Below are 14,577 nucleotides of genomic sequence, written 5' to 3'. Positions count from 1 at the left end.
CGCCCGCGTTCCCCAGCCTACGACCTCATCGAATCCCGTCACGATCTGCGGGTGTCCGCGACGGGCCCGCCGTACAGAGACTCAGAAGAGGCCCTGCGGCACGTCGAGCACCGAGAGCACGCCCGGCGCGGCCGTGAAGGTCAGCGCGCCGAGCTCGTCGGGACCGAGTTCGGGCAGGCGCTGCGCGACGTCGAGGAATCGGTCGATCTCGGCGGGCTCGAGCGCCCACTCGGCGAGGGTCCGGAACTTCTGGACGTACTGCTCCCGCCCGAACGGCCGGGCGCCGAGCGGGTGCGCGTCGGCGACGGCGATCTCGTCGACGATCTCGCCGCCGTCGGCGAGCGTGATCACGACCCGGCCGCCGAACGCCTTCTCGTCCATGTCGAGTGAGTGGTAGCGCCGCGTCCACTCGGGGTCCTCGACGGTCGTGACCTTGTTCCAGAGCGCGATCGTCTCGGGGCGGTGGGCGCGCTCGGGCGAGTACGACGCCTCGTGGTCCCACGCGCCGTCTTGCAGCGCGACCGTGAAGATGTACGGGATCGAGTGGTCGAGCGTCTCGCGAGAGGCATCCGGATCGTATTTCTGCGGGTCGTTCGCGCCCGAGCCGATCACGTAGTGGGTGTGGTGCGAGGTGTGCAGCACGATCGACGCGATGCGCTCGGGATCTTCGAGGATCAGCGAGTACTGCTCGTGCAGTCGACGGGCGAGGTCGATCCAGGCCTGCGCCTGGTACTCGGCCGAGTGCTCTTTCGTGTAGGAGTCGAGGATGGCGCGCTTCGACTCGCCCGCCTCGGGGAGCGGCACGTCATAGGACGCATCGGGCCCGCCGAGCAGCCACGCGATGACGCCGTCTTCGCCCTCGTAGATGGGCACCGGGCTGGTCTCGCCGCGCATGGCGCGGTCGACCGCCTCGACGGCCATCTTGCCGGCGAACGCGGGCGCGTGCGCCTTCCACGTGGAGATCTCGCCCTTGCGGGACTGCCGGGTCGCCGTCGTCGTGTGCAGCGCCTGGCCGATCGCCTGGAAGATGGTCTCCTGGTCGAGCCCGAGCAGCGTGCCGATGCCCGCCGCGGCCGCGGGCCCGAGGTGCGCCACGTGGTCGATCTTGTGCTCGTGCAGCGAGATCGCCTTCACGAGGTCGATCTGCACCTCGTAGCCGGTCGCGATGCCGCGGATCACGTCGCGGCCGGTGAGGCCGCGCGCGGCGGCGAGGTGCTGGGCGACCGCCGCGATCGGCGGGATGTTGTCGCCCGGGTGCGAGTAGTCGGCCGCGAGGAAGGTGTCGTGGAAGTCGAGCTCGCGCACGGCGACGCCGTTCGCCCACGCCGCCCACTCGGGCGAGGTGCGCCGGCCGGCGTCGGCGCCGAACACGGTCGCGCCGTCGCCGCCGATCGAGACGGGGTGCGCGAGCGCCTGGCTGCGCGCCGAGACGACCGGCTTGCGTGTGATCGACGCGGCGGCGACGGCGGCGTTGTCGATCACCCGGTTGACGACCATGTCGACGACGTCGTCGTCGAGCTCGACGGGATCGGTCGCGACGGCCGCCAGCTGCCAGGCCAGTTGGCCTTCGCGGGGCAGGTGCTCGTCACTCCGATGTGTACGCAGGTGGTGGATCTTCACGCGACCAACCGTACCCGGCGGCGCTGCCGATGGCACCCGTCCGCGCGACGGGCGGCGGTTGCGCGAACCGTGGGACGATGGAGGGGATGCTTCCCCTCGCTCAGGAGTCGGTGGGCGGCCGCTCGGTCGCCGACATCCGACGAGACTTCCCCGCCTTCGCACACACCGACGGCGCGCCCGTCCGCGCCTACCTCGATTCCGCGGCGACGTCGCAACGACCCCGGCAGGTTCTCGACGCCGAACGCGACTACCTCGAACACCATCTCGCCGCCGTGCATCGCGGCACGAGCGCCGCGGTCGGCGAGTCCACGTCGCGGTTCGAGGATGCGCGTGCCGAAGTCGGCCGGTTCGTCGGCGCAGGCGAGCGCGAGCTCGTCTGGGCCGAGAACGCGACCGACGCCCTCAACATCGTGGCGCTCGGCCTGGCCGATGCGAGCGCGGGGCTCGGCGGGCCCGAGGCCGCGCGGTTCGCGCTCGGCGCGGGTGACGAGATCGTCGTCACCGAGGCCGAGCACCATGCCAACCTCATCCCGTGGCAGCGCCTCGCGGCGAAGACCGGCGCCCGCATCGTGCCGGTCCGGGTCGACGAGCACGGCCTCTGGTCGATGGACGCGATGGCCGAGGCGATCACCGATCGAACGCGGCTCGTCGCGGTCGCCGAGGTCTCGAACGTGACCGGCTTCATCGCGCCGGTCGCCGACGTCGTCGAACTCGCGCATCGGCAGGGCGCGCTCGTCGTGCTCGACGCCTGCCAGTCGGTCCCGCACCGCCCGGTCGACTTCACCGCGCAGGGCGTGGACTTCGCCGCGTTCTCGGGGCACAAGATGCTCGGCCCGAACGGCGTCGGCGGCCTCTTCGGCCGCGCCGAGCTGCTCGACGCGCTGCCGCCGGCCCGCACGGGCGGGTCGACGATCACGGTGGTCACGATCGATTCGGCGGAGTTCCTGCCGTCGCCGCACCGGTTCGAGGCCGGCACCCAGCCCGTGTCGCAGGTGGTCGCGCTCGCGGAGGCGGTGCGCTACCTCGACGCGCTCGGCATGGACGCAGTCGCCGCGCACGAGCAGGCGTTCGCCGAGCGCGTGCTCGACGGGCTCGCACGCGTGCCGGGGCTGCGCGTGCTCGGCCCGGCCGCGGGCGAGACGCGCGCGGGGCTCGTGAGCGTCGCCGTCGACGGCGTGCACGCGCACGACATCGGGCAGTTCCTCGACGAGGCCGGCATCGATGTGCGCACCGGCCACCACTGCGCGCAGCCGTTGCACCGGGCGCTCGGCCTCACGAGCTCGACGCGCGCGAGCTCGCACGTCTACACGTCGCTCGAGGAGGCGGATCGGTTCGTCGCCGCACTCGCCGACGCCCGCCGCTTCTTCGGCGTGGCCGAGGAGGCGTCGGCATGAGCGGGCTCGAAGGGCTGTACCAGCAGATCATCCTGGATCACTCGAAGGCGCGTCACGGCGACGGTGAGCTGACGGATGCCACGGCGGAACACCATGAGCTGAACCCGTCGTGCGGCGACGAGCTGACGATGCGGATCCGGCTCGACCCGGCGCACGAGCGCATCGAGGAGCTCGCCTGGCGAGGCGACGGCTGCAGCATCTCGATGGCGTCGGCGTCGGTGCTCGTCGACTCGGTGCGTGGCCTGACGGTCGCCGAGGCGCAATCGCTCACCGACGCGTTCCGCGAGATGCTGCGCTCGCAGGGGCGCGGCGAGCCCGATGTCGAGCTGCTCGGCGACGCGGTCGCCTTCCACGGCGTCTCGAAGTACGTGATGCGCGTGAAGTGCGCGATGCTCGCGTGGGTCGCGCTCGAGGCGGCGGTCGCGAAGGCCGGCTCACCCGCGGGTTAACCCGCGGAGGCGGCCGGCCAGACTGGCGCGAAGCGCGCCTCGTCGAGGACGCGTGCGGCGAGCCCCGGCGGCACGTCGTCGAGCGCCGGCGGGTTCCAGCGCGGGTTCCGGTCCTTGTCGATGACCTGGGCGCGGATCCCCTCGTGCAGGTCGTGCTGCTCGATGAACCAGGTCACGGCCCGGAACTCCTGCTCGAACGCGTCCTCGAGCCGCGGCAGCGTGCGGGCTCGGCGCACCGACTCGAGCGTGACGGTGAGCGCGGTCGGCGAGAGCGTCTCGAGCTCGTCGGCGGCCGCGGCCGCGTAGGCGGGCGCGCCCGGGTCGAGCGGATGCCTCGGCAACGAGGCATCCCGCCCGGTTGCGCCGTCGCCGCGCGCGAACGCACGCAACCGGCCGATGATCTCGCGCACCGTCGGTGCCGAGTAGCACGCGTCGACCCAGTCCCGCGTGAGTGCGAGCGCCGACGGGCCGGGGGTCTCGTCGAAGAGCATGACGATCTCCGCGGGCGAGCCGGGGTCGGCCCGCTCGGCGAGTGCCTGCAGCAGGTGCGGCAGTCGTTCGCTCGGCACGTAGGCGTCGGCGAAGCCGGCGTGGAGTGCGTCCGAGGCATCCATGGTCCGTGCGTTGAGCGCGAGGTGCACGCCGAGCTCGCCGGGCGCGTTGGCGAGCAGCCAGGTGCCGCCGACGTCGGGGGTGAAGCCGATGCGGGTCTCGGGCATCGCGATGCGGGAGCGTTCGGTGACGATGCGGATGGCGGCGTGCCCGCTGAGGCCGACGCCGCCGCCCATCGTGATGCCGTCCATGATCGCGACGATCGGCTTCGGATAGCGGGCGATCATGGCATCGAGCCGGTACTCCGCGCGGAAGAAGTCGTGTGCGGGCAGGGCGTCGCCGCCGGTCGCGAAGGCGTGCAGCTCACGCAGGTCGCCGCCTGCGCAGAACCCGCGGTCGCCTTCGCCGTCGAGCACGATGACGCCGACCTCGGAGTCATCGCGCCAGGCGTCGAGCACCTCGGTGAGCGCCACGACCATCTCGAAGTTCAGCGCGTTGAGCGCCTTCGGACGGTCGAGGGTGAGGTGCCCCACCCCGTCGGCCACGGTCGCACTGATCAGCTCGGTCACGGATGCCACGGTAGCGGCACCGTGCCCTCCGGCGTACCCTCCCGATCGGGAGAGCCCGGTCCGCGGCGCTCCCGGCTGGAGGGGTCATGATCGAGTCGGCGTTCCCGATCCTCGAGGTCTCCGATCTCCCGCGGGCACTCGAGTTCTACTGCGACGCCTTCGGCGCGGAGCTCGTGTACCGCTTCCCTGACGCGGGCGAGCCCGTGTACGTCTCGCTCAAGGCGGGATCGTCGTCGCTCGGCATCGGCCTGGCTGAGGACGCGGCGCCCGGGGTGCCGTCGAACCTCCTGCTGTGGTTCTACGTCGACGATGTCGACCGGGTGGCGCGCGAGCTCACGGCGGCCGGCGCGACGATGCTCGAGGAGCCGGTCGACCAGCCTTGGGGCGAGCGAGTCGCGTTCGTCGCGGATCCGTTCGGCACGCGCGTGCGTCTCGCGACGATGCCGCAGGCTGTTGCGTCGCAGCCGGCAGCTGAGGAGTAGCATCCGTTTCGTGGTCCCCCTCGAGAACCTGCTGGCGTTCGCCGCCGCCGCGGTCGTGCTGATCGTGATCCCGGGGCCGAGCGTGCTCTTCACGATCGGCCGCTCGCTCGCGCTCGGCCGCCTCGGCGGCCTGCTCAGCGTGCTCGGCAATGCGCTCGGCGTGGTGCCGCTGGCGGCCGCCGTCGCGCTCGGTGTGGGCGCACTCGTCGCCCAATCGGTCGTGCTCTTCACGATCATCAAGATCGCGGGCGCACTGTACCTCGTCTACCTCGGCATCCAGGCGATCCGCCACCGCCACGCATCCGCCGCGGCCGCCAGCGCTGGCGTCGCGCCCCGCTCGCACTGGCGTCAGTTGCTCGAAGGATTCGTCGTCGGCATCACGAACCCCAAGACGATCGCCTTCTTCGTCGCGGTGCTGCCGCAGTTCGTCGACTTCACGGCCGGGATGATCCCGCTGCAGCTGTTCGAGCTCGGCCTCGTCTTCATCGTGCTCGCGCTCATCTGCGACTCGATCTGGGCGCTCGCCGCCAGCGCGGCGCGCTCCTGGTTCGCCCGCTCGCCGCGCCGCGCATCCGGCCTCGCCGCCACGGGCGGTGTCATGATGATCGGCCTCGGCGGCGTGCTCGCCCTCTCGGGCAACCGCCACTGACCCTTCCACCTCGACCACTGCCTCGCGAGCGGCGCTCCGCCGGCCCTCCACCGGTTCTCCCCCGTGGCCGACATGCCCGCGGCGTCCACAGACCGGGCGTCGGCCGGGCCGTGCGCGGCCCCGGTCTCGTAGCCTGCGTGTCGTGCATCCGTTCGAGATCGTGGCCGAGCCCGTCCGCCGGCGCATCATCGAGACCCTGGCAGTCGGCGAACACCAGGTCGGGGTGCTCAACGACGTCATCACGGCGGAGTTCGCGGTGACGCGCTCGGCGGTCTCGCACCATCTGCGCATCATGCGCGACGAACATGTCGTCGACGTCAGGAGCGACGGCGCCCAAGGTCGCCTGTACGCACTCAATGCGGAGTACCTCGATTCGCTCGACCATGCGGTCGGCGAGCTCTTCCACCTCTGGGATCACCGGTACGGCTCGCTCTATCGCCGGGCGCCCCTCCACCCCGCGCCCACCTCCCGCAGGCCGCACCGCCTCGGCCGCAAGGGCACGCGCGGTCGCCGCCCCACCCTGCCCGATGCTGCCGACCACACCGACCCAGCCACCCCAACCCACCCAGCCCGCGAAGCCACGTCGGCCGACCCGGCCGACCCGTAAGGCGCTTCGCCCATGAATCGCGATTTCCGTATGCCAGTTCTGCCTCAATTGAGGCGCAACTGGCATACGAAAATCGGCAAAGTCGCGGCGCCGCCGTGGGAGGACTCGGCCCAGACGGGCGTTCACAGCTCGGGGCGTTCACAGCTCGGGACGTTCACAGCTCGGGACGTTCACAGCTCGGGGCGTTCACAGCTCGGGACGTTCCTCGCCGAGCGCGGGGTGACCCTCGGCGGTTGAGCCGGCCGGATCAGCGACGGCGGCGGGCGTAGGCGCGTGCGGCGCGGCTCGAGAGGGCGAGCAGCACGAGGATGTCGCACGCGAGCGTGAGCAGCGTCGTGCGGATCGTGATCTCGCTGTCGCCGATGAAGTAGTCGAGTGCGGCGATCGTGATGCTCGCCATGGCGATCGCCATCACCGCGATCCTCGCCCAGTTCTTGCCGAGGAACACGAGCCAGGCGAAGACGAGCTGCACCGCGAGCACGACCGCGCCGCCCACGAGCACGATCGTGAGCGCCGTGCCCGACAGCGCCGCCCAATCGTCGTCGGTCGGCGCGAGGCCGAGGTCGTCTTGCACGATCCGGTTCCAGTCGAGGGCGAGGGCGAGCAGCCACACGATGCCGAGCAGGACACGGAGCACGATGAGCCCCGCGCCGAGCGCGATGGCCGTCGGCCGGGGCATGGTCGCGGGCGGCGCCTCGGGAGCGACCAGCACGACCGGCGACTCGAACGCCGGCCGTTTGCCCGCCGTCTCACCCCAGCTGTCGGCCGGGCGCTTGGCCGGCGACGGCGCTGGCGTCTCGACCACGCTCCGCACGTCGACGACGGGCAGGTCGCCATCGGTGCGGATCGTGTCGCCGCCGCCGTTGCGCGAGTGATAGCCGGTCGAGAAGTCCTCGATCACGTCGACCCGCACCGAGGCCTCGCCCTCGCGCAGCGTCCGCACGATGTGATCGCGTTCGACGTCGATGTCCGCGTCGATCTTGTGCGTGATCTGCAGTGTGAACAGCGAGAAGCCCACCGCGCGGTCGAACGTGCCGGCCGCGAGCCAGTCCACGCGGCGGCCGCCGGGGAGCAGCCACTCGTCGGGCGTGCGCCAGAACCGCACGTGATGCCGCTTCGCGGGGTTGCCCTCGACCTCCTGCTGGTACGCGAAGTCCTGCTTGCGCCCGAACAGGAACAGCGGGCTCACCGGCGCCTCGTCGTAGCTGCGGCGGCTGAGCGTCGACATCACGATACGCCATCCGCTCGCGAAGCTGACCTCATCGGCCCGCGTCCACCCGGCGGCCTCCATCGCGGCGTGCAGATCGGCCTCGTCGCCGAGGAACGCGAGGTTCACCGGATCGCCGAGCAGCCCGTCGCTCGTCCTCGCTCGGCCGATGAAATAGTTCGGCACATAGATGGTCGTGAGGATGCGGTGCAGCCGCGGCAGCACCAGGTACGCGAGCACGAGCCAGAACAGGACGAAGAACGCGATCCCGAACCAGCCGAACTCGAACGACTCGCTCAAGATGAGCCACGCGAGCCACACGACCGCGAGCCCCGCGTAGACGAAGACGAACCCGTCGAGCAGCGCATTCACCGACAGTCGCACCGGTCGGGCCGGCGTCGCCGGCGCGACCTCGGCGGATGCCTCACGAACGGCGCTCATGCGGGCAGACTATCGGCCCCAGTAGGCTCGGAGGCATGACGGGCGCCTCCCCCACCTCGACCACGGTCACGCGCGCCGCCGAGCTCCGGCGCCTGCACGAGGCATCCGAGCTGTTGCAGGTCGTGAACGTGTGGGACGTGGCGAGCGCGAAGGTCGTGGCCGGGCTGCCCGGCACGACCGCGATCGCCACCGCGAGCCACTCGATCGCCGCGACGTTCGGGTATCCCGACGGTGAGGCGATCCCGGTCGAGCTCATGCTCGACATGTGCGGGCGCATCGCCCGCGCCGTCGACGTTCCCGTGAGCGCAGACCTCGAAGCCGGCTACGGCGCGCCCGGCGAGACCATACGTCGCGCGATCGGCGAGGGCATCGTGGGCGCCAACCTCGAAGACGAGATGAAGCCGCTCGCCGCATCGGCAGCGGCCGTGCGCGAGGCCGTGGCCGCCGCCGACGCCGAAGGCGTGCCGTTCGCGCTCAATGCCCGCACCGACGCCTTCCTGCGCGCGGGCGACCGCCCGCGCGAAGACATCGTCGCCGCGGCGATCGAGCGCGGGCGCGCCTACCTCGACGAGGGCGCGACCTGCGTGTTCGTGCCGGGCAACTTCGGCGACGACGTCGTCGCCGAACTCGTCGCGGGCATCGGCGACCGGCGCGTGAGCGTCATCGGCCTGTCGGAGCTGCCGCCGCCCGCGCGTCTCGAAACGCTCGGCGTCGCACGCGTCTCATACGGCCCCTACACCCAGCGGGTCGCGCTCGGCGCGCTCGAAGACCTTGCACGCGACCTCATCGGGGGCGGCGTCCTACCCAGTGGCATCCGCCCCCTCAACTGACCGAGCACGACCACGACCAACGACCACACGAGGAGCTGGCCATGGCAGCGGGAATCCCGATCGAAGTCACCGGGTTGACGAAACGGTTCGGTGCGGTGACCGCCGTCGAGGACCTCAGCTTCACCGTGCAACCGGGCCTCGTGACCGGCTTCCTCGGGCCGAACGGCGCGGGCAAGACCACGACGCTGCGGGTGCTGCTCGGACTCGTGCGTGCCAGCGAGGGCACCGCCACGTTCGGCGGCACCCGGTACGCGGACCTCGAGGACCCGGCGACCAAGGTCGGCGCGTCGCTCGAGGCGAGCTTCCATCCGGGCCGCACTGCACGCAACCACCTCGGCGTCGTCGCGACCGCCGCCGGGCTCCCGCGGACCCGCGTGCAGCAGGTGCTCGAGCAGGTCGGTCTCGACCAGTACGCCGACCGCCGCGTCGGCGGCTACTCGCTCGGCATGCGGCAGCGGCTCGCGCTCGCCTCGACGCTGCTCGGCGACCCGGGCGTGCTCGTGCTCGACGAACCCATCAACGGCCTCGACCCAGAGGGCATCAAGTGGATCCGCGGATTCCTGCAGTCCCTCGCGCGGGAGGGCCGCACCGTGCTCGTCAGCTCCCACCTGCTGAGCGAGGTGCAGCAATCGGTCGACGAGGTCGTGATCATCTCGCGAGGGCGGCTCGTGAAGACCGGAACGCTCTCGAGCCTCGAGCTCGACGAGTCCCCGCGCACGATCGTGGACTCGCCCGACCGCGCGGCGCTCGGCGCGGCGCTCACGGCCGCAGGCTTGGGCTTCACCGAGGGCCGCAACGGATTCATCGTGGAAGAGCCCGATCCCGGCCGGGTCGGCGACGCCGCATTCGCAGGCGGCGTCCGGCTCAACAGCCTGCATCGACTGAAATCGGGCCTCGAGGACTCGTTCCTCACGCTCGTCGGCGAGGGGACGGAATGATGCGCGCACTCGCCTCAGAGCTCCAGAAGGTCTTCACGACCCGCATCTGGTGGGTGCTCGCCATCCTCCTCGTCGCGTACGTCGCCCTCATGTCGGGCGGCCTCGGCGCGATGTTCGGGCTACTCGCGACCGATCCCGAGGCGCTCGGCGGCACACAGCAGGGAGCCATCCCCACCGGCGACCAGCTCGCACCACTGCTGTACAGCTTCGCGTCGTCCGTCGGGTACGTCTTCCCGGTGCTGCTCGGCGCGCTCGCCGTGACCAGCGAGTTCCGGCACCGTACCCTCACCCAGACCTTCCTGGTCACGCCGCGTCGCGGCACGGTGCTCGGAGCGAAGTTCGCCTCGCAGCTCGGGTTCGGCGCGGGCCTCGGAGTGATCGGCTTCGCGGCGGCCGTCGGCGCAGGCGCCGGCGCGCTCTCACTGTGGGGGCTCGACACCGCGCTCGACGCCTCCGACACGTGGGCGCTCATCGGTCGCGGCGTGCTCGCCATGGCGCTCTGGGGCGCGATCGGCGTCGGCATCGGCTCCGTGATCCCGAACCAGGTGGCAGCCATCGTCATCGTCATCGCGTTCACGCAGTTCGTCGAACCGGTACTGCGCCTCGTCGCCTCGCTCTCGGACGTGACCGCGAACGTCGCGAAGTTCCTGCCCGGGGCGGCGAGCGACGCACTCGTCGGCGCATCCTTCTACAATCTGGCCGGCATGGGGGCCTCGGCGCCGCTCGAGTGGTGGCAGGGCGGGCTGGTGCTCGGCGGCATCGCGCTCGTGCTCGCCATCATCGGCGGCGCCACGACCTGGCGCCGGGACGTGTCGTGATCGGCGCGGTCTGATGTGCGCCGTCCCGGCGGACGGTAGCTGAGTGGACGCCGCGGAGCTGCGTTCGCGCCGCCTGTTGGCGCAGCGGTTGCGCGGGCCGGTCGCGACGACGCCCGCGGAGCTCGTGCGGCGCGCCGTCGCCGTGCAATCGCAGGAGTACCTGCCCGCGCAATGGGGTCTGGCCCAGCGGATCCCGGCCGCGCAACGGCCGGATGCGGCCGCCGTGGCCGCCGCGATCGACGACGGGCAGATCCTGCGCACCCACGTCCTGCGACCCACGTGGCACTTCGTCGCGCCAGAAGACGCGCGCTGGCTGCTCGAGCTCTCCGCCGAGCGGGTGCACCGCGTGAACCGCACCTACTACCGTCGCACGGGCATCGAGGAGGTGCTCGTCGCAGGCAGCGACGCGATCGCGCGAGCCACCGCCGACGGACCGTGCACCCGTGCGGAGCTCGCCGCGGCGCTCGACGCGGCCGGCCTGCCGCTCACCGGCACCGCACTCGCCCTGCTCATCATGTACGCCGAGCTCGAGCGAGTCGTCATCTCCGGGCCGAGCGCCGGCAAGCAGCGCACCTATGCCGCGTTCGACGAACGGGTGCCCGCGGCCCCCGCGCGTCACCGGGACGAGGCGCTCGCCGACCTCGCGGAGCGATACCTGGTCAGCCGCGGGCCAGCCTCCGCGCGAGACTTCGCCGCCTGGTCGGGCTTCACGCTGGGCGACGCGCGCACCGCCTTGGCCTCGGCGGCCGAACGCACCGCCGGGCGGGTCGAGGCACTCGACGACGAGCTCTGGCACGACGCGTCGGTCTCCGCGCTCTGGCACGAGGCATCCGACATCGAGCCCTGCGACGCCGGGGATCCCGAGCGCGTCGATCTGCTCCAGGCCTACGACGAATACATCATGGGCTACGCCGCGCCTCGCGCGTACCTGCAGCCGCCCGGCCGCGGAACGCCCGTCATCCCCGAGTTCCCGCTGCACGCGATGATGGCCGGCGGCGTGATGGCGGGCCGGTGGGCGCCGACCGTGCGGCCCGCGAGCGCGAGCGTGCGCATCGTGCCATGGCGACGGATGTCTCGCACCGAGCTCCGATCGCGCGACGCGGTCGTCGCCGAGGTCGAGGCCTTCCTCGGGGTGCCCGTGACCGTCGACGTCGAGCCGGTCTCGCGCGTCTGACGGTCAGCTCTCGCCGTCGGCCGCCCGCTCGGCAGCCTGCTCCGCCGCGAGTTCGGCCGGCGCGACCTTCAGCCGGTCGATCAGCTCGGCCGCGTGGTTCGTCGAGACGATGAGCCGGGCGTACTCGCCGCCGCCGAGCTCGAGCACCACGGCCTGCCGCTTGCCCTTCACGATGACGAAGTCGGCGCCGCCGTGATACTTCCAGACGCCGACCGCCACCACGAGCGGGATCTCAGTGCCCCGGCGACGGATGCCCCGGATCCAGATCCACGGGTCGTCCGTGATCGTCGCGGAGCGGATGTCCTCGCGTTGGATGACGACATCGTCGCCCCGGAACGCGAGCGACTTCTCGGTCGGGGTGAGGTGCACCTCGATCCGGTCGGGATGCACGCGAAGCTTCGCCATGTCATCCATCCTGCCCGACGAGGTCGGCCTACGCGGTGTCGACGCCCCACAAAGCGGCGACCCGACGCGCAGACACGACCCACGATCCGGACGAACGTGCGCGGCTCAGCGGGGCTGCGCGGCGGCCGCGGCGCGCGCAGCGGCGGGCAGCGCGTCGACGATCCGGCCGATGGCCGCATCGTCATGCGCGGCCGTGAGGAACCAGGCCTCGAACACCGACGGCGGCAGCGAGACCCCGGCATCGAGCATGGCGTGGAAGAACGGCGGGTACCGCCACGCCTCCTGGCGTCTGACGCCCGCGTAGTCGTGCACGCCCCCAGCGACCTCGTCACCGAATACGACGCTGAAGAGGTTGCCCGCGCGCTGCACGGCGTGCGCGACCCCCTCGGCGGCGAGCGCGGCGGAGACCGCGTCGGCCACGACGACGGATGCCTCGTCGAGACGCGCGTACACCGGAGCATCCGCCGCCTGCAGCGTGGCGACGCCCGCGGCGACCGCGACCGGGTTCCCCGACAGCGTGCCCGCCTGATAGACGGGGCCGAGCGGCGCGAGCCACTCCATGAGGTCGGCGCGACCGCCGAGCGCCGCGACCGGCATGCCCCCGCCGATGACCTTGCCGAACGTGAGCAGGTCGGGTGTGTACGGGTCGTCGCCACGCTGCTCGACACCCCACCAGCCCGCGTCGGAGACCCGGAAGCCGGTGAGGACCTCGTCGGAGATGACGAGCGCGCCGAACCGGTGCGCGAGCTCGACGAGCGCGCGATTGAATCCGGGCCGGGGCGGTACGACGCCCATGTTCGCGGCCGCGGCCTCGACGATGACCGCGGCGATGCGGTCGCCGTGCTCCGCGAACGCCGTGCCGAGCGCCTCGAGGTCGTTGTACGGCAGCACCATCGTGAGCGCCGTGACGTCGGCCGGCACGCCGGCGGACCCGGGGAGCGCGAACGTGGCGAGGCCCGAGCCGGCCTCGGCGAGCAGGCCGTCGGAGTGGCCGTGGTAGTGGCCGGCGAACTTGACCAGGATGTCGCGGCCGGTGAACCCGCGCGCAAGCCGGATGGCGCTCATGGTCGCCTCGGTGCCCGTCGAGACCAGGCGCAGCCGTTCGACGGGCCCGACCCGGCGCTCCACGAGCTCGGCGAGCTCGGTCTCGGCGGGGGTCGAGGAGCCGAACGAGAGTCCGCGGCTCGCGGCCGTGGTGACGGCCTCCACGACCCGGGGGTCGGCATGGCCGAGGATCGCGGGCCCCCATCCGGCGACGAGGTCCACGTACTCGCGACCTTCGGCGTCGGTGACGTACGGCCCGCTCGCGGACACCAGGAACCGCGGCGTGCCGCCGACCGAACCGAACGCCCGCACCGGCGAGTTCACGCCGCCCGGGATCGCTGCACGGGCGCGGTCGAAGAGCTCGGCGTTCGTCGTCATTCGGTGACTCCCCGTCGGATCCAGCCGGCGATCTCGACGGCCCAGTAGGTGAGGACGGCGTCGGCGCCGGCCCGGCGGATGCTGCGCACGGACTCGAGCACCGCGCGGCGGCGCTCGATCCAGCCGTGTGCCGCGGCCGCCTCGATCATGGCGTACTCCCCGGACACCTGATACGCCCACACGGGGACGTCGCTGGCCGCCGAGACATCCGCCAGCACATCGAGATAGCTGCCCGCGGGCTTGACCATCACGACGTCGGCTCCCTCGTCGATGTCGATGATCGCCTCGCGGAGCCCCTCGCGCCGGTTGCCGGGGTCGAGCTGGTACGTGCGCCGGTCGCCCTGGAGCGTGGACTCGACCGCGTCGCGGAACGGGCCGTAGAACGCGGAGGCGTACTTCGCCGAGTAGGCGAGGATCGCGGTGTGCGTGAGGCCGGCGTCGTCGAGCGCCTCGCGGACCGCGGCGACCTGGCCGTCCATCATGCCGGAGAGGCCGAGCAGCTCGGAGCCCGATGCGGCCTGCACGAGGGCCATCTCGCGGTAGCGCTCGAGCGTGGCGTCGTTGTCGACGCGGCCGAGCGGGTCGAGGACGCCGCAGTGCCCGTGGTCGGTGAACTCGTCGAGGCAGAGATCGGTCTGCACGACGAGCGCGCCGCCGGCCTCGTCGCTCGCGACGCGTGTCGCGACGTTGAGGATGCCCTCGGGGTCGGTCGCGGCCGACCCGACCGCGTCGCGCACCTCGGGCACGCCGAACAGCATGATGCCGCCGACACCGGCCTCGGCGGCCTCGGCGACCGCGCCCTTGAGACTCTCGAGCGAGTGCTGCATGACCCCCGGCATCGAGGCGATCGGCAGCGGCTCGGACACGCCCTCGCGGACGAAGACCGGCAATACGAGATCGGCGGGATCGAGACGGGTCTCGGAGACGAGACGGCGCAATGCCGGCGTCTCACGCAGGCGGCGGGGGCGGACACGCGGCGGAACACTCACCGACCCAGCCTACGTCGCCCCGCCTGGGCGT

General features: G+C 72.0%; 15 protein-coding genes. 9 read left to right on the top strand and 6 right to left on the bottom strand.

Features of this window, described 5'->3' with window-relative positions:
- Nucleotides 1-81 precede the first annotated feature (81 nt).
- Nucleotides 82-1,620, bottom strand: coding sequence for an MmgE/PrpD family protein (locus tag QU602_RS01715; RefSeq protein WP_308798419.1), 1,539 nt, complete (start codon nt 1,618-1,620; stop codon nt 82-84).
- An 86-nt stretch (nt 1,621-1,706) separates the two neighbouring features.
- Here QU602_RS01715 and QU602_RS01710 point away from each other — a divergent pair, with 86 nt between their 5' ends.
- Entirely contained in the window at nt 1,707-3,014 is a 1,308-nt protein-coding gene (locus QU602_RS01710) for an aminotransferase class V-fold PLP-dependent enzyme (protein ID WP_373692867.1), read from the top strand.
- Nucleotides 3,011-3,463 (top strand): Fe-S cluster assembly sulfur transfer protein SufU, encoded by a 453-nt coding sequence (gene sufU / locus QU602_RS01705; protein ID WP_308798416.1) that lies wholly within the window; start codon nt 3,011-3,013, stop codon nt 3,461-3,463. The genes QU602_RS01710 and sufU overlap by 4 nt, the downstream gene beginning before the upstream one ends.
- On the opposite strand, the gene QU602_RS01700 is transcribed toward sufU, so the two are convergent.
- Entirely contained in the window at nt 3,460-4,584 is a 1,125-nt protein-coding gene (locus QU602_RS01700) for an enoyl-CoA hydratase/isomerase family protein (protein ID WP_308798415.1), read from the bottom strand. The two genes, sufU and QU602_RS01700, sit on opposite strands and share 4 nt — an antisense overlap.
- An 86-nt stretch (nt 4,585-4,670) precedes the next feature.
- On the opposite strand from QU602_RS01700, the gene QU602_RS01695 reads away from it, so the two are divergent.
- From QU602_RS01695 to QU602_RS01685, 3 genes are all read left to right on the top strand, one after another.
- Complete coding sequence (locus tag QU602_RS01695; RefSeq protein WP_308798414.1) at nt 4,671-5,066, top strand: VOC family protein; 396 nt, start codon at nt 4,671-4,673, stop codon at nt 5,064-5,066.
- A gap of 10 nt (nt 5,067-5,076) precedes the next feature.
- A complete protein-coding gene (locus QU602_RS01690; protein ID WP_308798413.1) occupies nt 5,077-5,715 on the top strand; it encodes a LysE family translocator in 639 nt (212 codons plus the stop codon).
- Between the two features lie 142 nt (nt 5,716-5,857).
- A complete protein-coding gene (locus tag QU602_RS01685; RefSeq protein ID WP_308798412.1) occupies nt 5,858-6,322 on the top strand; it encodes an ArsR/SmtB family transcription factor in 465 nt (154 codons plus the stop codon).
- 247 nt (nt 6,323-6,569) lie between these two features.
- Here the strand turns inward: QU602_RS01685 and QU602_RS01680 are convergent, their stop codons facing one another.
- Nucleotides 6,570-7,970, bottom strand: a complete 1,401-nt coding sequence (locus QU602_RS01680) for an LssY C-terminal domain-containing protein (protein WP_308798410.1) — start codon at nt 7,968-7,970, stop codon at nt 6,570-6,572.
- Between the two features lie 35 nt (nt 7,971-8,005).
- Here QU602_RS01680 and QU602_RS01675 point away from each other — a divergent pair, with 35 nt between their 5' ends.
- Genes QU602_RS01675 through QU602_RS01660 form a run of 4 tightly spaced genes read left to right on the top strand, consistent with a single transcriptional unit; the run spans nt 8,006 to nt 11,730 of the window.
- A complete protein-coding gene (locus QU602_RS01675) occupies nt 8,006-8,800 on the top strand; it encodes an isocitrate lyase/PEP mutase family protein (RefSeq protein ID WP_308798408.1) in 795 nt (264 codons plus the stop codon).
- 41 nt (nt 8,801-8,841) lie between these two features.
- Entirely contained in the window at nt 8,842-9,738 is an 897-nt protein-coding gene (locus tag QU602_RS01670; RefSeq protein WP_308798407.1) for an ATP-binding cassette domain-containing protein, read from the top strand.
- Nucleotides 9,735-10,556, top strand: coding sequence for an ABC transporter permease (locus QU602_RS01665; protein WP_308798406.1), 822 nt, complete (start codon nt 9,735-9,737; stop codon nt 10,554-10,556). Before QU602_RS01670 ends, QU602_RS01665 begins: the two co-directional genes overlap by 4 nt.
- Nucleotides 10,557-10,599: 43 nt before the next feature.
- A complete protein-coding gene (locus QU602_RS01660) occupies nt 10,600-11,730 on the top strand; it encodes a winged helix DNA-binding domain-containing protein (protein ID WP_308798405.1) in 1,131 nt (376 codons plus the stop codon).
- A 3-nt stretch (nt 11,731-11,733) separates the two neighbouring features.
- Here QU602_RS01660 and QU602_RS01655 read toward each other — a convergent pair whose 3' ends face one another.
- The 3 genes from QU602_RS01655 to hemB form a co-directional block, all read right to left on the bottom strand.
- Nucleotides 11,734-12,135, bottom strand: coding sequence for a hypothetical protein (locus QU602_RS01655; protein WP_308798404.1), 402 nt, complete (start codon nt 12,133-12,135; stop codon nt 11,734-11,736).
- A gap of 105 nt (nt 12,136-12,240) precedes the next feature.
- Nucleotides 12,241-13,557 carry a glutamate-1-semialdehyde 2,1-aminomutase gene (hemL, locus tag QU602_RS01650; protein WP_308798403.1) on the bottom strand — a complete coding sequence of 439 codons (1,317 nt, stop codon included), beginning with the start codon at nt 13,555-13,557 and terminating at the stop codon, nt 12,241-12,243.
- A complete protein-coding gene (gene hemB / locus QU602_RS01645) occupies nt 13,554-14,546 on the bottom strand; it encodes a porphobilinogen synthase (RefSeq protein WP_308798401.1) in 993 nt (330 codons plus the stop codon). Before hemB ends, hemL begins: the two co-directional genes overlap by 4 nt.
- Nucleotides 14,547-14,577: the final 31 nt, after the last annotated feature.

The sequence above is a fragment of the Agromyces protaetiae genome, from assembly GCF_030866785.1.
In the GTDB taxonomy this organism is placed as follows: Bacteria; Actinomycetota; Actinomycetes; order Actinomycetales; family Microbacteriaceae; genus Agromyces; species Agromyces silvae.
Note: the sequence above shows the minus strand (reverse complement) of the source record. Positions and strands in the feature narration are given on the sequence as shown.